The following is a 20,619-nucleotide window of genomic DNA, read 5'->3' as shown; positions in this document are numbered from 1 at the left end:
CACTGGCGTTCTTTTTTAGTTAAACATCTATTCGCAATTTCCTTTTCCTGGTAAATTAAGCGTATCTCTCTAGGTGTGGTCATACCAGATAGTTCATGCGAACTATGCAGAATCTCGTGCTGATGGAATCTCATTGTTGTATAATTTGCATGATACTGTTTTTTTAGATTATAGTTCGATGATTTCCTCTGTTTTTCGAATATTGTTCATTGCATTATGCGCATTTATGCATTATTAATAATTATTTTACACAAAGTATGCAAAAGTTTGCAAGGTTTTCGCTATACTTGTTTAAACTAATTAAAAGATACCCTTTAAAAGTAAAAGGGAATATTATTAACTGATTATTATATCTAATTCTTAAATTATGAAAGAACGAGTATTATTATTCGTCCTAGGGCTAATGTTCATTAGTTCGAGTCTCTTTGCGCAGCGAAGTATTTCAGGAAAGGTTAGTGATCCTAATGGAGTGCCAATTGAAAGTGTTACTGTTCAGGAAAAAGGTTCCTCGAATCAAACGCGGACCAATTCCACTGGAAATTACACCATCACTGTAGCCGATGGAGCTACCTTGGTATTTCGTTCATTGGGAAAACAAAATGTGGAAAGAAAAGTGACTACAGGAGTAATTAATGTTGTCTTGCAAGAAAGCCAAGCAGAAATTGATGAGGTCGTTGTTACGGCCTTCGGTATCGAACGTGACCGAAAATCGCTGGGTTATTCCACACCTCAAGTTTCAGGTAAAGAGGTTGCAGAAACCCAAAGAGAAGCTTTTTTTAATGGGCTTCAAGGTCGGGTTCCAGGCTTAACGGTCAATTCTTCCAATGGATTACCAGGAGCATCCGCTCAGATTGTTTTACGGGGGTTTGTTTCTATCTCAGGAGACAACAACGCGTTAATCGTGATCGATGGGGTGCCGGTGGACAATTCCACGGTCAATGAACATGACATGGTGTACGATGGTACCAACCGTGAAAATGATTATTCCAATCGCGGAATTGATATTAATCCGGAAGATATCGAGAATTATGTGATCATGAAAGGAGCCGAGGCAACCGCTATGTTTGGTAGTATGGGCGCTGGTGGTGCGATCTTGATTACCACTAAAAAAGGAAAAGCGGGTCGCTCTTCTGTAGCCTATTCGTATTCAGGGAGACTTGAAAAACCGTACCGGTACCCTGAAAGACAATACGTGTATGCTCAAGGAACTAATGGGGTGTACAATGCGACCTCTACCTATGCCATGGGACCTAAATATGATCCAGATGAGGTGCTTTTTACAGATAACACAAAGAATTTTTTTAGAAACGGCTACAACCACAAACATAATTTAGTGATTGAAGGTGGGGCGGATGCATTAACGTATCGTTGGTCAAATGAATATTTTGACAACAAAGGAGTTGTACCAAACACAAGTTATAAAAGGTTTACTTCACGGTTAACCGGGACCTCCAAAATTAACGATAAGATGGACGTTACAACCACGTTCAGTTACATGAATTCACATAACGATAAGGCTAACAAAGGAGACGCCGGGTATATGATGACCCTGTTGAGGTTCAATCCAAGATGGGACGTGAGAGACTGGGTTGACGAAGGCGGAAATAGGGTCTTACACACCTCCGATATTTATGGCGAGCTGGATAATCCGTTTTGGGATGCTTATAAAAACTTAGCATATGATGATGTAGACCGCATCATCGGGAATACACAATTTGTGTACAAACCCTATAAATGGTTGAGTATGCAAGCTACCCTTGGACTGGATTATTCTTTCACCAATGGATTTAAGATTTACCATGGGCAGTCCTATAATGGTTCGGGTTCAGCAAGTGATCCTGATTTGGGAGAAATGTACCTCTTTTCAAGAACTGCAAGGATTCTAACGGGAACCTATAGGGCAAGTACACGACATACTTTTTTCGATAATAAGTTTAGCCTACAAACCAGTTTGAGTGCGAACATTTTCGATTACCATTACAATACAGATTCGCAGTTTGGCCGTAAGATGTATGATCCGAATTTTTACAACATCAACAATACGGATCCAGAGGAGCGTCAGGCAAAAAATTACATCGATCGCAAAAGAAATGTGGGCGCGTCATTACAAGCCGTTTTAGGGTATAAAACATTGTTGTATTTAACCCTGACCGGAAGGGTTGATGCATCCTCCCGATTAATGCCGAATAATCCAGTCTATGCCTATCCTTCTGGATCTTTCGCCTTTAACTTTTCAGACTTTGAGTATATCGAAGAAAAATTTCCATGGTTAGATGATGGAAAATTGCGTTTCTCTATTTCAAGGACGGGGAAAGAACCTTTCCGTTCCTATGCAACGCGTTCAAATCTAGAAACCCAAATGACCTCAGGTGGGGGATTTGCCTACCATAATACTGGTGGAAATCCCAACTTAAAAATTGAAACCACAGAAGATGTAGAGGGTGGATTGGAGCTGGGTTTGTTTAAGAAAAGATTGACTTTCGATTTTACGTATTATCGTAGACGTAGTATTGATCAAATTTTTCAACCTCGTCTGAGTTACGCAACCGGATATGTCCTTCGTACAATCAATGGTGGGGTAATTCAGAGTAGCGGTACTGAAATTCAAACCAATATTGCTCCGATTCGAAAAGAAAATTTTGGCTGGGATATAACCTTAAACTATACCCAACAAAAAAGCATTGTTCAATCCTTAGCTAAGGACCTGCCAGAGACCTATGATTCAGATACTTGGTTAACGGGCGGGGTTCGATCTGCGGTTTTTATTGGAGAGAGTATTGGATCGCTATCGGCCACCAGATACGACAGGAATGAACAGGGAGATATCTTGATTAATCCACAATCGGGCTTGCCACTTTTACCATCGGAATCAAGTTTTGGGTATGTGGGAGATCGTATTCCTGATTTTACCTTAGGGATCGTTAATAAGTTCCGCTATAAGGATTTTACACTAAACTTTCTATGGGACACCCGTTTCGGTGGGGATGTGTATAACTTGCTCGGATATAGAATGTACGTATATGGTTTAAACGATGATTTATTGAACAGAGAAGTGCCTAGGGTTGTAACGGGAGTCTTAAAGGACGGATTAGAAAATACGGCAAACCCAACACCAAATACCATTGCTGTAACCCCTTATTATACCTCAAATTATTTCTTTAATTCGGTTACCGGAGAGAAATTCGTTGAAAAGGATATTTGGACGATTAGACTACGGGATATTACCCTTAATTATAATTTACCAAAAACTATCGTAAAAAGAATCGGTTCGCGGACTGAGTTGTCTGTTTTTGCAACCCTTACTGATTTGGTCCTATTGACCAACTACTCAGGTTTAGATCCTGAATCCAATTCCAATACGCCTGGTCTAGGGGGTATTGGTGGTTATGGTATTGACTATGGAAACATGACAAGACCTCTTGGAATGAATTTCGGATTTAGGTTAAAACTTTAATTGTAAGATCATGAAAAAAAATAAAATAGTAGCTATTTGTATCGGAGCAATTGCAGTGCTCACGGTAAGCTGTAAGAAATACTTAGATATCAATTTTAGTCCATCTTTTCCGCAGGAGGTAGCTGCAGAACTCTATTTGTCTCCAATTATCTATCAGATTGCCAACGGGTATGGACAGGATCAGCGGATTATCAATAAATTCACCCAGGCGATGCTGGGTTCAAGCGATGCTCAATCTTCTTATATTTGGGAGCAACATAGTTATCCCGGAGGAGTAAGTGATGTAGGCGGTGTGATGTGGCGTATGGTTTACTGGAATCATGGGGTGAATCTCGAAAACCTAATTAAAGAATCCAGGTTGAATAAAAAATACGAGTTCACGGCCATCGGATATGCCATTAAAGCATTTGATTACCAGTTGTTAACGGATTATCATGGACCGGTTGTTTTGGATGGTGCCTTTGAGGATCGTTTGCAGTTTGAATACAAAGATCAGCCAGATGTGTATAAAAAAGTTCAGGTTTGGTGCGATTCAGCTTTGTATTTTATATCACAGGAAAGTTTTGCAGATAATACCGCCTTATTAAACAAATACGATTTCCTATACAATGGAAATATGGAACGCTGGCGCAAATTTGTTTATGGTATTAAGGCCTTAAATTATGCCAGATATATTAATAAGCCTGATTTTCTCACGCATTATGCGGACTCAGTTCTGAAATATACGACATTATCTTTTGCCTCTGAAAACGATAATGCAACCGTTAAATTTACAGGAACCAATACGGATAATTCGAACGTATATGGTCAAGACCAAGCTTTGCTGAACAGTACCAGTTACAATAGGCCTGGGATGCCCATTCTGCGTTATTTGACAGGCGGTGTACGAGGGGATGCCCAGGATGAAGCCAAATCTTCTAGTGATCCCCGGTTATCCAGAATGTTGAAGTTCAGAAGCCCAACGGACAGTTCGTACATTGCGGCAAAACCCGATGGTCGCAATCTCGCGAATACGGCAGTTCCCTCAGTTGGTAATTTCTATATGTTTAAAAATACGGCTGATTTTCCGATCATGACCTATGCTCAATTGCAGTTTATTCGCGCCGAGGTGGCCCTTAAAAAAGGAGAAAAAGCTATTGCACATGAAGCTTATCTAAATGGTATTCGGGGGCATATGACCTTCGTGAATAAATACACGGCCATCAAGGATGATAATCAAAGCGAGCTCTATAATCCACAGGCGATAACCAACCTGGAGATTGATGCTTACCTGGATTCGGTCGAGGTCGCACAAACTCCAGAGGAATTGACCCTGGCAGACGTGATGGGCCAAAAGTATATAGCGCTCTGGGGATGGGGTGGATATGATATCTGGTCAGATCTTCGTAAGTATCGTTACGATAAGGCCGTTTTTAGGCAATTTGAGACCTTGTCAGGGGTACAGTTGTTTCACAATGATTACTGTTACCGGGTGCGCCCTCGCTTTAATTCGGAATACATGTGGAATGCGGAAGAGTTAGAAAAATGGGGAGCAATGGAGGCAGATTATGTGATCAAACCAGTCTGGTTCGTATTAGAGAATTATTAAACAAGAGATTTACTATGAAAAGATATTCATTTATTGGTTTGCTTTTTTGTTTGTTATCACTGACTTTTCTAAGCAGTTGTAATAAGGAAAAAATCCAAGATTTTGGAGACATAGAGTTTCTAGATGATAATAAAGCAATCGTAAAAATTAATATGGCATCGGCTTACCCGGATGACCGGTTTATGTATGTGAAATTTAATGATGTTAGGGTAACTCCGCATATTCGAGGCAGGGAGCCGTATCCGGGAGGTGGTTACAACACCAGGGGGCCATCCAGCTCGGAGTTTCTGATGGTTGATGCGGGACGCATCGATGTAAAGATTTGTATTCCTAAATCTCAGGACGATGGAACGGACTCATTGGTTTTATATTCCAGTAGTATTGAGCTTAAATCGGCTAGTCGGTACACCCTGCACATTGCAGATACGGGAGCTAATACAAAGATCTTTCCTACCGAGGAAACCTTTGCACTTCCTGATTCCTCGTATGCATCCTACCGTTTTATTAACTTAATGCCGAATGTGGAATCGGTGGACCTGTATTATGGACATTATTCAACCTCAGCGGCATCACAAAGACCTGATCAGGATTCTTTGGTGATGAGCAATATGAAGTTTGGAGAGATATCACCCACCTTTGTGTTGAACAGGTCGGTGACCAGAACCTGGAAAATAAGACCCGCCGGAGCGGCGGTGACCAATGAGACGGTGTTGGCCTATTATGCCAACTCTGGTTCTACATTGAATCAAAGGCAGTATAATGTATATGCAATGGGCTTGGCTGGGGAAACTTCAGCCGCATTAAAGCCTTATGTTTCATTCATGTTAGTTCGGTAATTATGGAAAAGAGATTATTAAATAGACTTTGCACAGGAACATCTATAGCATTGATTGCCTTCTTTTCACTCCAAGGTTGTAAGGAAAGAGATGATTATCCGAGTTTTGATAAGCCAGAAGAAGAGATTCCAATTGAAGACGTAATTCCTGATGATCAGCAAAAAACAGTCTGGATTCAACGAATTATGGATAATTCGACGTATATCAAAACGTTTCAAATGGATACCACGCAGACAATAGGTGCTGGTATTGAGTACATACATTCCCGTTTCATTAATCGAGAAGATGTGCCCATAAGCATGCATATTGTGGAGATTGATCAAAGCAAAACGAATGTAACCATGCAGGCGCTAAGTCCTTACAACGATTATTTATACGCTTCGCAATTAGTACCAGATATGATTTCTTTTAATCAGAATTCTGCCCAAGGAAATATTATGGCGGCCATAAATGGCGATGCCTCATCGAGCAATATTCCCACCGGATCGTATGTGAAGTCTGGTCGTGTTATTAAAAGCAGTACCTCCAGAACCCGGCCTTATTTCGGGGTTCGAAAAGGACAAGAAAAAATTGAGTTTTTTAACAGTCCAGATACGGTCTTATACCCAACGACTCCCTTACAGTTAAGCGGTATAAAACATTTAATTGGGGGAGCTTTTTTTCTGCTCTACCAAGGTGATGATGTCTCAAATTCTTCAAGTCTAGCCGCCAGGGCGGCAGTGGGGATGAATCAGGATGCCTCTAAAATTTATTTAGTCACTGTTGATGGGGTCTTGGCAAATTATTCTGCAGGAATAGCCCTGGATGACCTTCGGGATGTGATGAAAGCACTTGGCTGTTATACTGCAATGCAGACCAACAGCGGGAATTCAACCTCTTTGAGCGTTTTGGATGTTTTAAAACCTGAACAGGCCTGGATTCAAAAAAATAGGGTGTCCATTTTTTCTGGTACCGCAAATGCAATCGGTTTTGTTGTAAAATAAGCATAAATCGGTCACTATTGGCCGATTGATAACAAAACTAGTTTTTAAGGAGGATGTGATTAGCAAACTCCTAGTGGTGTGCGTTTTGAAAAGAGTCTGAAGTTTTTTCAGGCTCTTTTTTATGCCCGAATTTCCGATCATCCTTAACGCGTATTTAGCAGACTAATAAAAAAAATTGTAACAAATTTATTTTACGGTTACGTTACCGTAAAATAAATGATATATTTACTTTATAATAACTAAAGATATGGACCTAAATATAGAATTTGATGTTATTGTCGTGGGCTCCGGTATAAGTGGGGGATGGGCCGCTAAGGAATTTACGGAAAATGGATTTAAAACCTTATTAATTGAAAGAGGGCGAATGGTTCGCCATGTGAAGGATTACCCAACGGCAAACACCGATAATTGGGAATTTGAACACCGAAACCGCAAAACGATAGAAGATAAGAAGAAGAATCCTTTAATTTCTAAGCATTATGCTTATGGTGAGGCAACTAAACATTTTTATATACAAGACCAGGAACAGGAGTATATTCAAGAGAAACCGTTTGATTGGATACGGGGTTTCCAACTTGGCGGTAAGTCCCTGCTATGGGCAAGGCAAACCCAGCGTTGGAGCGACTTTGAATTTAATGCTCCCCAGAAATATAATTATGGCGTTGATTGGCCAATTCGATATAAGGATATTGCCCCCTGGTACAGTCATGTAGAGCATTTCGTAGGTATTGCCGGAAACAGAGACGGCATTGAGAATATGCCCGATAGTGAGGTGGTAGGAGCCTTTGAAATGAACCAGGTTGAAAAAGCAATTGCCGAGAAAATTGATGCACATTATTCAGATCGGAAGGCCATCATAGGACGCTGTGCGAATCTGGCCGAACTTCCAGACTTTCAACGTACCCAGGGAAGAGGAAAATGTATGGCCCGCTCTCTTTGTGAGAGAGGCTGTCCTTTTGGGGCTTATTTTAGTTCGAATTCCTCAACAATACCCCATGCCGAGAAAACAGGGAATCTAACCATCTTGACCGATTCCATAGTTGAGGCGGTTGACTATGATCAGACACTCCAAAAAGCAACAGGAGTTCGGGTAATTGATGCCAAAACTGGGGAAAAGAAGAGTTATAAGGCCAAGATTGTCTTTTTGAATGCGGCCACTTTAAATACCAACTTAATCCTACTCAATTCCACTTCTGAAAGATTTCCAAATGGTTTAGGAAATGACCATGGTCAACTAGGCCATCATATTTGTTTTCATAATTACCGAGGCAGAGTTTCGGCTGATTTCCCAGGGTATGAAGATTCTTATTATTACGGACGCAGACCCACTCAGGTTTTTATGCCAGCATTTAAGAATATCCATCAGCCAGCTGAGAAATTTAAAGGGTCCTATTTGATCGCTTTTTCGGCCAGCCGGGAAACCTGGGGTAGAAATCCAGATGGCCCTTCCGTTGGTGGAGCGTTTAAAGATGCTCTTAGCGAACCAGGGGGATGGAAAGTCTCTATGATGATGCAGGGTGAGGTTATTCCGGTATACGACAATCATGTCAGACTTAGCCCGGATAAAAAAGATAAATATGGTCTTCCTCAACTCATCACCTCGATTGCCTATTCCGAGAACGATGTGGCGATGATGGAGGATTTCTTCGTGGAGGCCAAGGATATGTTGGAAAAAGCGGGTTGTACGAATATCCAGATATCTGATCACCATCTTACCGCTGGAAGACAACCAGGGTTAGAGGTCCATGATGTTGGAGGAGTGCGCATGGGAAATGACCCAAAAACATCGATGCTTAATGGATTTAACCAATTGCACCTTTGCCAGAATGTTTTTGTAACCGATGGGGCTTGCATGAATAGTGTAGGAAATCAAAATCCATCATTAACCTTCATGGCGCTGACCGCTAGGGCAGCAGACTATGCCATGAAGCAATTGAAATCAGGTGTATTATAGGCTAAAAAATAGAAATGAAATACATATATAGTTATCTGATCGCTTTATTTGCCTTTAGTGGCTGCGCCCGGGATGCTGATTTTCAGAAAGAGACCGTGGATTATTTGAAGGTAGAGGATGGATTTTTAGAGGTTTCCACGGTAGCGGATAGTTTAGAAGTTCCTTGGGGAATGGGGTATCTGAATGATAAAATCATTTTCACTCAGATTAAAGGAAAGGTTAAACAAGTGGATTTAAAAACGGGTGAACTGCGTACTCTGCTGAGCTTAGATGACGTTTTCCACAGGACCACTCCTGGACTTTTAGGGCTTGCCATTCAAAAAAATAACAATAAAGATCCCTTTGTATTTATCGTTTTTACCCAAAAACAGGGAACACGCATTGTGGCAAATCTGGTACGGTATACCTATGATCAGGACACGTTGATCAACCCGGTTAATTTGCTAACGATTAAGGGAGGAAACGGACATAACGGGTCCAGGGTAATTTGTGATGAAAACAATATGCTTTACTGGGCGACAGGGGACGCTGCAGATAACACCCAGGCCCAGGATTCTACAACCTTGAACGGAAAGATCCTACGCATGCATATGGACGGTTCTATTCCGAAGGATAATCCCATTAAAGGTAGTTATGTTTATGCCTGGGGATTTCGAAATATTCAGGGATTAACGATGGATGATAAGGGAAATATTTTCAGCTCTGAACACGGTGATGCTGTTGAGGATGAGGTAAATTTGATTCATCCTTTAGCGAATTATGGATGGCCGCAGATTGAAGGTATCCACGATACACCGGCTGAGAAGAGTATTGCAGATAGCGCTCAAAGGTCTGAACCCATTAAGTCCTGGACTCCGGTAATTGCCCCAGCGGGACTAGCGTATTATGGACATGAACAAATTCAGGATTGGCAGAATTCATTACTTTTAGTTACCCTTAAAAGTCAAAGCCTACGCGTTTTAAAATTAGGGAAAAACAATGCCGTGATAAGCCAGGAGAAGGTTTATTTCTCCAACCGGTATGGACGGCTTCGTTCGGTTCTTGCAGCGCCTAATGGCGATGTTTATGTCTCAACGAGTAATTTAGATTGGAACCCTCAGCCTGGTTTTCCGCTTCCAAAGGATGATCGGATTTTAAGAATAAGGAAAAGTGATCACCTTCCGGATAGTTTCATTAGTCAGGATAAAGTAGATCAGTCTCAAAAGCTAAGTGGCGAACTGTTGTACAAAAACTATTGTGCTTCCTGTCATAAGAATAATGGTATGGGACTCAAAGGTACATTTCCCGCATTAAAGGGTTCCGCGAGAGTGCAAGATTCAAAAGCCTTTATCCAGCTCTTGTTAAAAGGATCTAAAGGTGATAAACCCATAGATGGGGTGCAGTACAAGCAAGGAATGGCTAGTTTCTCCTTTTTGGATGATCAGCAGTTATCCCAGATTGTAAACTATGTGAATGAGAAATTTGCAGATGGGAAGAAAGTTTCTCAAACAGATATAAAAAACGAACGATAAATCGAATTTGATGAATACAAAGAAATCTATAAACTGGTTATCTGTACTGGGACCGGGGATCATCACAGCGGCGCTGGTTTTTGGGCCAAGCAAAATGACAATTACGTCAAAAATGGGTGCAGAGTTTTCCTATTCGTTAATTTGGGTAATTGCTGTTGCCATTTTCTTTATGTTGATTTTTACGAATATGAGTGCGCGTATCGGCCAGTATAATTCAGAATCATTATTAACGCTCATTAAAAAGAAAACAGGTAAATGGGCAGGCATTGCCATTGGCCTTGGAATTTTTTTGGTAGCCACTTCTTTTCAGGCGGGAAACTCTACCGGACTCGGGATTGCGATCGCTGAGGCCTCCGGAACGGACGCTAAAATATGGATTATTCTCTTCAACGTTCTGGGAATCCTTTTGTTGTTTTTTCGTTCTTTTTACCGGATGATGGAGAAGGTGATGTTGGCATTGATCATCATGATGTTATTCTGTTTTATTACCACAGCGCTTGTCATCCAACCTCCTTTTTCAGCGATCATTAAGGGTTTATCTCCCGTTATTCCGGAAGGTTCGACGGGGTTAATTGTTGCTTTTATTGCTTCTTGTTTTTCCCTTGTAGGCGCTTTTTATCAAGCGTATCTGGTGCAAGAAAAAAGGAAAAGCCTTTCCTCACAAAATGCAGATTCCAATGAACGTGCTCAGTTGAGTAGTACCGTAGGTATTCTTTTACTTGGGGTAATGAGCGCTGTTGTTCTGATTTGCGCAGCGGCTGTCCTGCAGCCTCAGGGTATCAAGGTCAACTCGGCCTCCGAAATGGCTCAAGCCTTGGAACCCTTATTTGGCCCTTTGGCTAGTTATTTGTTTTTTATTGGTCTGTTTGGGGCCTCGTTTTCTTCGTTGATTGGAAATGCTGTTTTAGGAGGGTCGATGTTAGGAGATGGATTGGGGTTTTCCAGTAGTTTAGATAATAAATATGTTAAAGTTTTTATCGGGGCGGTCATGTTATTTGGGGCAATCATTGCCATTAGTTTTGGAAAATTACCTTTAGAGCTGATCGTCTTGGCGCAAAGTGTTACGATATTTTTGGTTCCTTTTATTGGGCTTTCCATTGTTTTGGTAGGGAGTTCTAAAGAGATTATGGGAAAAAATAAGAATACTGTTTTTCAGAATGTGGTGGGGATTTTAGGCGTTGCCTTGGTTGTGTTTTTAGCTGTTACAAATTTTAAAGTGTTGTTTTTATAAGAAAATAAGATGATTGATTTAAAAAAAATTGAAGAAAATTTGACCATTCCCTCGTCCGAGTTGATTCTGGATGTGAAGGAAATGAAGGGAGATTTTCTGTTGTTAGGAATTGCAGGAAAGATGGGGGTGAGTATGGGAAAATTATTAGTGGATGCGCTAAAGGCAGCTGGCTCGCAGGCGAAAGTATATGGCGCTTCCCGGTTTTCTAAGGTTGAATCTAAACAAGAGGTGGAGAATAGTGGAGTGATTCCTATTGTCTGTGATCTACTAAATGAACAGGATCTGGAGCAATTACCGCAGGCCGAGAATGTTATTTTTTTAGCGGGACACAAATTTGGGACTGTGGGCAATGAAGATTTTACCTGGGCCATGAATACCTACCTTCCGGGTAGAGTTGCCGACCGGTTCAAGGACTCGAAAATTGTTGTTTTCTCCTCCGGAAATGTCTTGCCATTTGTCTCCTTAAATCAAGGTGGGGTGGATGAACAGGCAACTCCCGAACCTATCGGAGAATATGCGCAATCCTGTTTGGGTAGAGAGCGTATATTCCAATATTTTTCTAAGAAAAATAACACCCCGGTTTTAATCTATCGGTTGAATTATGCGGTTGACTTCAGGTATGGGGTCATTATGGAAATTGCGAAATCTGTATTGAACGATAAACCTATAGATTTGAGAACGGAGAATGTGAATGTTATTTGGCAAAAAGACGCCAATGAAATGGCAATTCGTTCGCTTCTACATTGTGATTCTCCTGCTAAAATCCTTAATATAACCGGACCGGAAACGCTCTCAACACGTTGGGTTGCAAAAGAGTTTGGTAAATTATTTTCTAAAGAACCGCTGTTCGAAAACCAAGCCGAGGGAACAGCACTTCTCAATAATGCTTCTGAATCTCACCGATTATTTGGCTATCCAAAGATGACAATTCGTGAGATTATTGATGTGACGGCAACTTGGTTGCTCGCCCAGGGAGAACAGCTCGATAAACCTACACATTTTCAAGAAAGAGGAGGACAATTCTAATGAGACCATTAGCACAAGAATTAAAGAACTTATTAATACAGGGGACAGTGATTCCCGCGCATCCATTGGCCTTGAATGAAGACCGTACGCTAAATGAGCAAAAACAAAGACTCTTATCAAAGTATTATATGGCAAGCGGAGCTGGAGGTATCGCTGTTGCGGTACATTCTACTCAGTTCGAAATTAGAGATCCGGAGATTGGTCTTTTTGAAACTGTTCTTAGGCTTGCCGCCCAGGAAGTTGACCAGGCGAATCTAGATAGGCCTTTCCTTAAAATCGCTGGCATATGCGGACCAACAGATCAAGCTGTTTCCGAGGCTAAAATCGCTAGCAATCTGGGATATGATATGGGCCTGCTTAGTATGGGCGGATTAACCGGTTGGAGCGAGTCCGCTATTTTGGATAGAGTCAGGGCAGTAGCTGCTCAAATCCCTGTATTTGGTTTTTACCTGCAACCCTCAGTTGGAGGACGCATTTTCTCGTATAATTTTTGGGAAGAATTTGTCAGTATCGAAAACGTAGAGGCTATCAAATGTGCTTCTTTTAACCGCTATCAAACCCTGGATGTTATGCGTGCTGTTGCACATTCAAAAAGGCGAGAACAAATTGTTATGTATACAGGGAACGACGATAATATTGTGCCGGATTTATTGACCAATTATGAGTTTACTGTGGATGGAAAGAGTGTGAATGTAGATTTTAAAGGTGGTTTATTGGGACACTGGGCAGTATGGACCCGTAAAGCGGTTGAGTTAATGGAAGAGATAAAAGCCTATAAAAGAAGTCCCAGTTCCTCTGCTGCAGATTTACTGTTGAAAAAAGGGGTGTGGATTACCGATGTAAATGCGGCTTTGTTTGACCCTGCAAATGGATTTCACGGTTGTATTCCGGGAATTCATGAAGTTCTTAGAAGACAGGGATTAATGGAAGGGATTTGGTGTTTGAATCCGAATGAAGTTTTGTCTGCCGGCCAGTCAGAGGAAATTGATCGTGTATATCGGGATTACCCTGAGTTAAATGATGATGCGTTTGTAAAAGATTTTTTAAGTTCTCAAGCTTGACTGTTGTTTTTAGACCTGTATCAGAAATAAATCAAATACGGTGTGGATCATAAACGTCCTTTTTTGTAGCTCATTTTAAAGGATAATTGAGCTACAAATCTATTCCTTTTGAGCGTTACTTGATTTACTGAATTTTAGAGCTCGTTTGGGTTGATTTTTATTTATAGGATAAGGAGAATCCCGATCAAATTATTAGGTATGGTCATTTAATCATTCTGATAATACTTTATTTTTCTAATCTTAATTCTCATTTTAATTATTGGGCATGAGCTTGCATAACTTTTTCTTTATCGATGATTATATTATATTTTTCAAGCAAAATGGATAATTTCTCCTGTTGTAAAAATTTTAAGTAAATGTCCTCATCAAGTATTATTCGCTGAAATTCAGAGCTCGATAGCCCAAGTGAAAAAGCTAGATCTAGATTTTTATAGAACTCTCTGTCATTGTTAACTGAAGCATTCAGTTCTGCTAAAGTGGTTGTAGCCAAAATATGTTGAGGATTTATCTCTAAAGCTTTGTAAACAGCTTCGAAACCATCATCATATAATTTGCATGCTCTTAAGCTATTTGCATACCCATTCCAGAGGTTAGGATCCTCAGGATTCAATTGTATTCCTTTTTTATAATAATCCTTAGCGCTTGTATAATCCTTTTTCTTGTAACGTATCAGTGCAAGCATAGCAAGAGACGAAACAAGGTTTGATTCCTTTTGGTACTGATTGTTAAACATTTTTTGTGCTTGTTCAAGTTTTCCCATGGAGTATAATGCATGACCTTTGAAATATTCAACTGAATCTTCGAATAGTGGATTTAATTGCAATGCTTTTTCAAAACTCTCAATTGCCTCAGGAAATTCTCCGATATCCATCTGGGCTAGTCCCATTGAAAGATATGCATAAGGATATTTTGGATAAATTGAGACAGCTTCTTTTAATAATCGTATCCTTTCATCTGAATTCAACGTCGAGATAGCTTTATTCATTAAAAAATTTGCTTTTTTAAAGGTTTCAAGGATGCTTGCGTTATTACTATCTATTAATTCGGATGTCAATTCACCAAAAAGTTCTAAATAGTCTGAAGTTATTGAAATATTAGTATGGAAATCTCCTTCACCAACATGATTAATCCTAAACTCTTCCTTCATTTCAAGTTCAGGTTCAGAATGAATAACGAATAATTTTTCTATCCTGAAATCACTTTTGGATCTTTGTGAAAGTTTGTCATTAAGAATTCTAATCGCAAAATTTTTAACATTTGTTTCTCTTGGTTTATCCTTTGCCAAAGGTAAATATGGAATTCTTGAAAGAACCACATTTACCTTTGGCATCCTACCACCTAAGGAATTAGAAGGGTCAGCCAAGGAACATAATACCTGTCCTATTCCATCTAGATTCTCCATATTATTTGCGGCGAAAAGAACAACTTCATCAGCCATAATGGACATTGTTACGCCAGCAATGTCAGTTATACCTGTTCTCGAATCTATGAGAAGTACATCTGGACACATTTGTTCCTGGATTTGCATTTTTAGATTATAGAAAAAATCTACACCTAAACTGTCTTCTCTATAGAAAAGATCCTTCCAGCCAATATTTGACAATTTTTTCCAGTAATCACTTGATGAGGTATCACCCGCACTAATTAAAGATATGGAACCACCTTGAATTCCAACAGTATCTACTTTAACAGAATAATCAATAATGTTTTCTGGAACTAGTCCAGTATTAGTAAATTCATAGATGTAATCAACTAGGCCTTTCGTTAAATGATCTTTTAATATACGGTCAGAAAACTTAACGTGAAGACCTGGAGCTTCAAGGTCAAAATCAAGCATACAAACCTTTAGCCCAAATTCAGAAAGTCGATCTGCAATATTTGAAAGTGTGAGGGACCTGCCAACTCCGCCTTTATATGAATAAAAAGTTATAGCTTTCATTTTTAACATCCAATTGAAAGTAACATTCCTCGCGTTGAAACACGAGATTTAAATTCTGAAACAGCCTGTTGAGAACTTATGTATCCAAAAATCTCAGTTTTAGAACTCGCTAATTCAACCGATTTATTGAAATTTCTGGAAATTCTTATTATGTCATAGGAGGAATTGAGTAGACTCTGATCAAGAAATAAATATTCCGATAATTCACGGATCATTTTCTTGGAAAGTGCTCTCTTGCAAGCAAGTACCTCAGAAACAATTCCACTGCTTCCTATATATGGAATAAGATCCTTTTGTTTAATTCCAAGGTACTCCATTTTAAGTTTGATAATTTCAATAGGATGACCATTATCCAATTTAAAACTCTGATTTTCATGTGCTTCAATCATATCAGACAATAAATGAAACTTTTTAACAAGTTTATCATTTTCTTCAAATCCTTCAGTATCTCCTATTTTTTCCAATAAATCTATTGCTTTATTGTATTCACTTTCATTTTTAAACATTTTTCTTTTCTTTGAATTTCTACTTAAACATTTCAATCGAATTTTGTTGATTAAGCCGACAGAGCTTACTATATTCTGCATGTGTACCAATCCATTTAATATATATAACTGATTGCTTCAGTTTATGATGAAATTGATATTTAACAATTATTCTCAAATGATTTCCCTTTATATCAATAACTGCTCTCTCATTTCCTATTATATCAACAGCCTTGGCGCCAAAACTTTGTACAATATCTTGAGGTGCGAACCAAGTTTGTGATTTTACGATAGCCACCCAAGCTTCAAGAGCCAGTTTAATTCTCGGATTTGAGTAAATATATTTTGTTATCGAAGAAATTTTAACAACTCTGACCATGCCGAGTTCAACTACTTATTCAAAATGTTCATACTACAAAGTTAAAATAAACTCTCAAAAAGAGAGTAGAATAAATGTAAAAATAATTTTAGCGTGTTTTTTTAAGCTTCTGCGAGTAAACGCACTGTCGATTGCACCATCATCTTAATTCCATTTTCTAAAATACTCTCATCAATTTTAAAAGTGGGTGTGTGGAGTTCAGATTGAATGTTTTTCTCACTATTTTTTGTGCCGATCAAATAGAATGCTGCCGGATATTTTTTTGCATAATAGGCGAAATCCTCTGCTGCAGTCCAAAGTGGAACATCCAGGACTTGATCTTGCCCAAATAAAGTGATTGCGTTATCTTTTAGTTTTTCAGAGAGCTTTTCATCATTAACTAAGGAAGGATATCCTTTTCTAATCTCTATTTCAGCTTTCATTGAGAATGATTCTGCCATCATGGTAACCATTTCTTTGATCCTCTCTATAGCCTGTTCTCTCCAGGATTCATCGAAAGTTCTTAAAGTACCTGCAATACTCACTTTATCGGGAATGACGTTGGCAGCCCCAGCTGCAATCACTTTTCCAAAGGATAACACTGTTGGAATTCGGGGGTCAGCGTAGCGGGAGCAGATTTGTTGCAAACTGACGAGTATCTGAGCAGAAACAATCACTGGATCCTGGTTTAGTTGGGGTTGAGCTGCATGACCTCCTTTGCCTAGGATGTCGATGTATATCTCATCGCTAGAGGCCATGAATGACCCTGAGCGGAATCCAAACTCACCAACATGAAGTCCTGGTGCTACGTGCTGCCCTATAACACCAATGAGATTTTCTACATCCAGAACTCCTGAGTTGACAATTTCAATGGCTCCTCCTGGGATTTTTTCTTCTGCAGCTTGAAAGATGAGCAGGACTTGTCCGTCTAATTGATTTTCCATTTTTTTAAGAATGGCGGCAGTCCCTAATAAGTTTGCCGTGTGAAAGTCATGACCACAGGCGTGCATGATGCCTGGCTTTGTTGATTTATAGTCAAGGTCATTCTCTTCAACTATTGGCAGCGCGTCAATATCGGCTCTTAAAGCAATTGTTTTATTGGTTATTCCATTTCCCCTGATAAGTCCAATAACACCCGTTTTAGCCACTGATTTGTATTCAATATTTAACTCCTCGAGCCTTTCCTTAATAAAGGCAGTGGTTTGAACCTCATCAAAGGACAGTTCAGGATAACGGTGAAGGTGTCTGCGCCATTCAATGGCTTTCTTTAGGGATTCCTGTAAGTCTACCGGGTCTATTTGGAGTTGATTTTCCATGAGTATAAATGTATCAATTAAAAGCTTTTTTTTTGAGTAATTCTAAGAATAATTCTTTCCTTTTTAAAACCTAGCGCTGCCACGCTCATTCGTGCTAGAAATTTATGGTCTGTATCAACCAAGCGCTCACTAGTTTTGGCATTGGTTATAGGCGATAACTGGCCGTAAAGCAAGTTTTCAAATATTTTATTGAAAATAATTTGCTGTTATCAAAAATAATCATCAACTTCGGGTACGTACACAAAAGGTGTAAGTGATAGAACTAAATTATTCGTGGATAATAACCCCACGCCTTATAAATCTAATATGCAAGTAATCGATTATATAGTAATTATAGCTTTTTTTGTTACGCTCGTGGGAATAGGGGTGTATAGTTTTAAAAAGGTATCCTCTTCTGCTGATTTTTTTACCGCTGGAGGAAAATTACCTTGGTGGTTATCGGGAATTTCTCATCATGTCTCAGGATACAGTGGAGCTGTATTTGTGGCGTATGCTTCCATTGCCTACACCCATGGTCTGACCATGTATATCTGGTGGGCCTTGACCATCGCTGTTGCGATGATTGGGACAATCTTTTTTATTGCTCCTCGGTGGGCGCGCTTAAGAACTCAAACAGGTATTCAATCCCCGACCGAATATTTAGCAACTCGCTATAACATCCCTACCCAGCAACTCATGGCCTGGAGTGGTGTATTGGTCAAGCTTTTTGATGTGGGAGCGAAATGGGCCGCTATTGGAATCTTATTGAATGGTTTTACCGGAATTCCAGTTTCCTATGGTATTCTGTTAGCCGGAGTAATTTCGATGGCTTATGTGACTTTAGGCGGTTTATGGGCTGATGTACTGAATGATTTTGCATCCTTTGTTATTCAGGTGGCTTCCGGTTTGGTGATGTTTGTGATGATACTCATTGAACTCGGAGATGGCCCCTCAGGCGTATTTAGTATGTGGGACCGACTGCCACCAGAGAATTCCCAATTATTTAATTCCCCATACACAGCTGGATTTGCAATGGCTTTTTTGGTGATTAATTTCTTTAGTTATAGTGGAGGAACCTGGAACTTAGCGACACGCTTTATTTCCTCCTCTACAGGTAAACAAGCAAGAAAAGCAGCTATACTTTCTTCGGTATTGTACTTGATTTGGCCATTGATTTTGTTTTACCCGATGTTTGCGGCTCCTATCTTTTTTCCAGATTTGAGTAACCCTGAGCAATCCTATACAATCATGGCGATGAAGTTTCTTCCTCCTGGACTCTTGGGACTTTTAGTGGCTTCCTTGTTTTCAACGACTCTGACGATGACAGGATCAGATTCCAATACCATCTCAGCGGTCATCACAAGGGACATTCTTCCTGTCTTTTACAAAAAGATACGGCAATTTGATAAAAAGAAAATGCTCATTCTGGCAAGAATAACTACATTTAGTTTTATTCTTTGTACCATCTTTATTTCCTTTAATGCGGATAGATTTGGCGGGGTAGTGGGTTTGATTATCACCTGGTTTGCGGCACTCTTGGGACCAATATCTATTCCGATGATTTTGGGTTTACTCCCTGTCTTCAGACGAAGCGGAAGTACGGCCGCTTTACTCTCGATCATCAGTGGCCTATTCACCTTTATGGCGATTAAGTTGTTTGAAATTCAAGTGGGCTTGGCCCTGGAGTTATCAGCTCCACTAATGGTCTCATTAATCATTTATATAGGGTATGGTTTACTTAGTCGAAAGAAGGTTTCTCCCCAAGTCAACGCGTTGCTAGATTCTCTTGATAAGGATTAGGGAAGGAAAATTTTAGACATTAGATGGGCTAGTTTAAAAAAATAAAAAAACAAAAATAACCAAAATAGAAATCATGAAAAACGTTAATAGAAGAGATTTTCTGCGCTTAGCTGCTTTGAGTGGAGTTGGAGCTGGACTAAGTATGCCGTTATTAAGTCAGTCATTCCCAAGGAATCTAGGATCCATGAATGGGAAAAGGGTTGGAATTATTGGACTGGATACTTCTCATAGTCTTGCTTTTGCCAAATCACTTAATTCAAAGGAAGCTGGCGATCGTTTCAAAGGATTTAAAGTGGTAGCCGCTTATCCCCAAGGCAGCAAGGATATAAAGTCTTCTGTAGAGCGGGTGCCAAAATACATTGAAACCATTAAGGAATACGGCGTTAAGATCGTTTCTTCTATTGAGGATCTATTGAAACAGGTCGATGTAGTCCTGTTGGAAAGTAATGATGGAAGGGTTCATTTGGAACAGATAACGCCGGTTTTAAAGGCGAAGAAACCAGTCTTTGTCGATAAACCTATTGCCGCCTCCTTTAAAGATGCAAAAGCGATATTCGATCTTGCTGCAAAAAACAACACACCTATTTTTTCATCTTCCTCTCTTCGTTATATGGAAGCGATACAAACGCTCAAGTCAGGTAACATTGGCGGTGTTTTAGGTGCAAATACGTTTAGTCCGGCTCATTTAGAGGCTACCCATCCTGATATGTTCTGGTATGGAATACATGGTGTGGAAATGCTTTTTGCAATTATGGGAACAGGGTGTGAGTCTGTAACGCGTTTTCATACGGCTGATGCTGATCTCATTGTGGGACAGTGGAAAGACAACCGAATTGGTACCTTTCGCGGAACGCGCAAGGGAAAATCGGACTACGGGGGCACTGTGTTTGGTGAAAAAGGAAATGTGACTCTTGGTAACTTCAAAGGCTATGATCCTCTTCTTGAGCGAATTGTAGAGTTTTTTGAAACAGGTATTCCTCCCGTTGATCAAAATGAAACCTTAGAGATTTGTGCCTTTATTGAAGGGGCGGATATCAGCAAGCAAAATCAAGGACAAAGAGTGTCTTTGAGTCAATTTTTAAACCAATAATAAATCAA

General features: G+C 39.8%; 15 protein-coding genes. 11 read left to right on the top strand and 4 right to left on the bottom strand.

Features of this window, described 5'->3' with window-relative positions; translation table 11 throughout:
- Positions 1–367: 367 nt before the first annotated feature.
- From AC6CHH_RS14780 to AC6CHH_RS14740, 9 genes are all read left to right on the top strand, one after another.
- Entirely contained in the window at positions 368–3,454 is a 3,087-nt protein-coding gene (locus tag AC6CHH_RS14780) for a SusC/RagA family TonB-linked outer membrane protein (protein WP_498284231.1), read from the top strand.
- Positions 3,455–3,464: 10 nt separating this feature from the next.
- A complete protein-coding gene (locus AC6CHH_RS14775) occupies positions 3,465–5,042 on the top strand; it encodes a SusD/RagB family nutrient-binding outer membrane lipoprotein (protein WP_498284229.1) in 1,578 nt (525 codons plus the stop codon).
- 14 nt (positions 5,043–5,056) lie between these two features.
- Positions 5,057–5,878, top strand: a complete 822-nt coding sequence (locus tag AC6CHH_RS14770) for a DUF4397 domain-containing protein (protein ID WP_498284227.1) — start codon at positions 5,057–5,059, stop codon at positions 5,876–5,878.
- A 2-nt stretch (positions 5,879–5,880) separates the two neighbouring features.
- Entirely contained in the window at positions 5,881–6,861 is a 981-nt protein-coding gene (locus tag AC6CHH_RS14765; protein WP_498284225.1) for a phosphodiester glycosidase family protein, read from the top strand.
- A gap of 247 nt (positions 6,862–7,108) precedes the next feature.
- A complete protein-coding gene (locus tag AC6CHH_RS14760; protein WP_498284223.1) occupies positions 7,109–8,815 on the top strand; it encodes a GMC oxidoreductase in 1,707 nt (568 codons plus the stop codon).
- A gap of 14 nt (positions 8,816–8,829) precedes the next feature.
- Entirely contained in the window at positions 8,830–10,326 is a 1,497-nt protein-coding gene (locus AC6CHH_RS14755; RefSeq protein ID WP_498284221.1) for a PQQ-dependent sugar dehydrogenase, read from the top strand.
- 10 nt (positions 10,327–10,336) lie between these two features.
- A complete protein-coding gene (locus tag AC6CHH_RS14750; RefSeq protein WP_498284219.1) occupies positions 10,337–11,557 on the top strand; it encodes an Nramp family divalent metal transporter in 1,221 nt (406 codons plus the stop codon).
- 9 nt (positions 11,558–11,566) lie between these two features.
- Complete coding sequence (locus AC6CHH_RS14745) at positions 11,567–12,583, top strand: NAD-dependent epimerase/dehydratase family protein (protein WP_498284217.1); 1,017 nt, start codon at positions 11,567–11,569, stop codon at positions 12,581–12,583.
- Complete coding sequence (locus AC6CHH_RS14740; protein ID WP_498284215.1) at positions 12,583–13,644, top strand: dihydrodipicolinate synthase family protein; 1,062 nt, start codon at positions 12,583–12,585, stop codon at positions 13,642–13,644. Before AC6CHH_RS14745 ends, AC6CHH_RS14740 begins: the two co-directional genes overlap by 1 nt.
- Before the next feature lie 256 nt (positions 13,645–13,900).
- Here the strand turns inward: AC6CHH_RS14740 and AC6CHH_RS14735 are convergent, their stop codons facing one another.
- The 4 genes from AC6CHH_RS14735 to AC6CHH_RS14720 form a co-directional block, all read right to left on the bottom strand.
- Positions 13,901–15,583 (bottom strand): KGGVGR-motif variant AAA ATPase, encoded by a 1,683-nt coding sequence (locus AC6CHH_RS14735; protein ID WP_498284213.1) that lies wholly within the window; start codon positions 15,581–15,583, stop codon positions 13,901–13,903.
- A 2-nt stretch (positions 15,584–15,585) separates the two neighbouring features.
- Positions 15,586–16,089, bottom strand: a complete 504-nt coding sequence (locus AC6CHH_RS14730) for a helix-turn-helix domain-containing protein (RefSeq protein WP_498284211.1) — start codon at positions 16,087–16,089, stop codon at positions 15,586–15,588.
- Between the two features lie 19 nt (positions 16,090–16,108).
- Entirely contained in the window at positions 16,109–16,447 is a 339-nt protein-coding gene (locus tag AC6CHH_RS14725) for a type II toxin-antitoxin system HigB family toxin (protein ID WP_498284209.1), read from the bottom strand.
- Positions 16,448–16,548: 101 nt separating this feature from the next.
- Positions 16,549–17,742, bottom strand: a complete 1,194-nt coding sequence (locus tag AC6CHH_RS14720; protein ID WP_498284207.1) for a M20 metallopeptidase family protein — start codon at positions 17,740–17,742, stop codon at positions 16,549–16,551.
- A 306-nt stretch (positions 17,743–18,048) separates the two neighbouring features.
- Between AC6CHH_RS14720 and AC6CHH_RS14715 the strand changes: the two genes are divergently transcribed.
- Positions 18,049–19,521, top strand: coding sequence for a sodium:solute symporter family protein (locus AC6CHH_RS14715; protein ID WP_498284205.1), 1,473 nt, complete (start codon positions 18,049–18,051; stop codon positions 19,519–19,521).
- Positions 19,522–19,594: 73 nt separating this feature from the next.
- Complete coding sequence (locus AC6CHH_RS14710; protein WP_498284203.1) at positions 19,595–20,611, top strand: Gfo/Idh/MocA family oxidoreductase; 1,017 nt, start codon at positions 19,595–19,597, stop codon at positions 20,609–20,611.
- Positions 20,612–20,619: the final 8 nt, after the last annotated feature.

It is taken from the genome of Sphingobacterium sp. GQ94 (assembly GCF_059758715.1).
Note: the sequence above shows the minus strand (reverse complement) of the source record. Positions and strands in the feature narration are given on the sequence as shown.

What these genes read in the sequence shown, in the direction of transcription:
- AC6CHH_RS14780 (WP_498284231.1), top strand. Translation starts at nt 368, where the DNA reads ATGAAAGAACGAGTATTATTATTCGTCCTAGGGCTAATGTTCATTAGT.
- AC6CHH_RS14775 (WP_498284229.1), top strand. Translation starts at nt 3,465, where the DNA reads ATGAAAAAAAATAAAATAGTAGCTATTTGTATCGGAGCAATTGCAGTG.
- AC6CHH_RS14770 (WP_498284227.1), top strand. Translation starts at nt 5,057, where the DNA reads ATGAAAAGATATTCATTTATTGGTTTGCTTTTTTGTTTGTTATCACTG.
- AC6CHH_RS14765 (WP_498284225.1), top strand. Translation starts at nt 5,881, where the DNA reads ATGGAAAAGAGATTATTAAATAGACTTTGCACAGGAACATCTATAGCA.
- AC6CHH_RS14760 (WP_498284223.1), top strand. Translation starts at nt 7,109, where the DNA reads ATGGACCTAAATATAGAATTTGATGTTATTGTCGTGGGCTCCGGTATA.
- AC6CHH_RS14755 (WP_498284221.1), top strand. Translation starts at nt 8,830, where the DNA reads ATGAAATACATATATAGTTATCTGATCGCTTTATTTGCCTTTAGTGGC.
- AC6CHH_RS14750 (WP_498284219.1), top strand. Translation starts at nt 10,337, where the DNA reads ATGAATACAAAGAAATCTATAAACTGGTTATCTGTACTGGGACCGGGG.
- AC6CHH_RS14745 (WP_498284217.1), top strand. Translation starts at nt 11,567, where the DNA reads ATGATTGATTTAAAAAAAATTGAAGAAAATTTGACCATTCCCTCGTCC.
- AC6CHH_RS14740 (WP_498284215.1), top strand. Translation starts at nt 12,583, where the DNA reads ATGAGACCATTAGCACAAGAATTAAAGAACTTATTAATACAGGGGACA.
- AC6CHH_RS14735 (WP_498284213.1), bottom strand. Translation starts at nt 15,583, where the DNA reads ATGAAAGCTATAACTTTTTATTCATATAAAGGCGGAGTTGGCAGGTCC.
- AC6CHH_RS14730 (WP_498284211.1), bottom strand. Translation starts at nt 16,089, where the DNA reads ATGTTTAAAAATGAAAGTGAATACAATAAAGCAATAGATTTATTGGAA.
- AC6CHH_RS14725 (WP_498284209.1), bottom strand. Translation starts at nt 16,447, where the DNA reads ATGGTCAGAGTTGTTAAAATTTCTTCGATAACAAAATATATTTACTCA.
- AC6CHH_RS14720 (WP_498284207.1), bottom strand. Translation starts at nt 17,742, where the DNA reads ATGGAAAATCAACTCCAAATAGACCCGGTAGACTTACAGGAATCCCTA.
- AC6CHH_RS14715 (WP_498284205.1), top strand. Translation starts at nt 18,049, where the DNA reads ATGCAAGTAATCGATTATATAGTAATTATAGCTTTTTTTGTTACGCTC.
- AC6CHH_RS14710 (WP_498284203.1), top strand. Translation starts at nt 19,595, where the DNA reads ATGAAAAACGTTAATAGAAGAGATTTTCTGCGCTTAGCTGCTTTGAGT.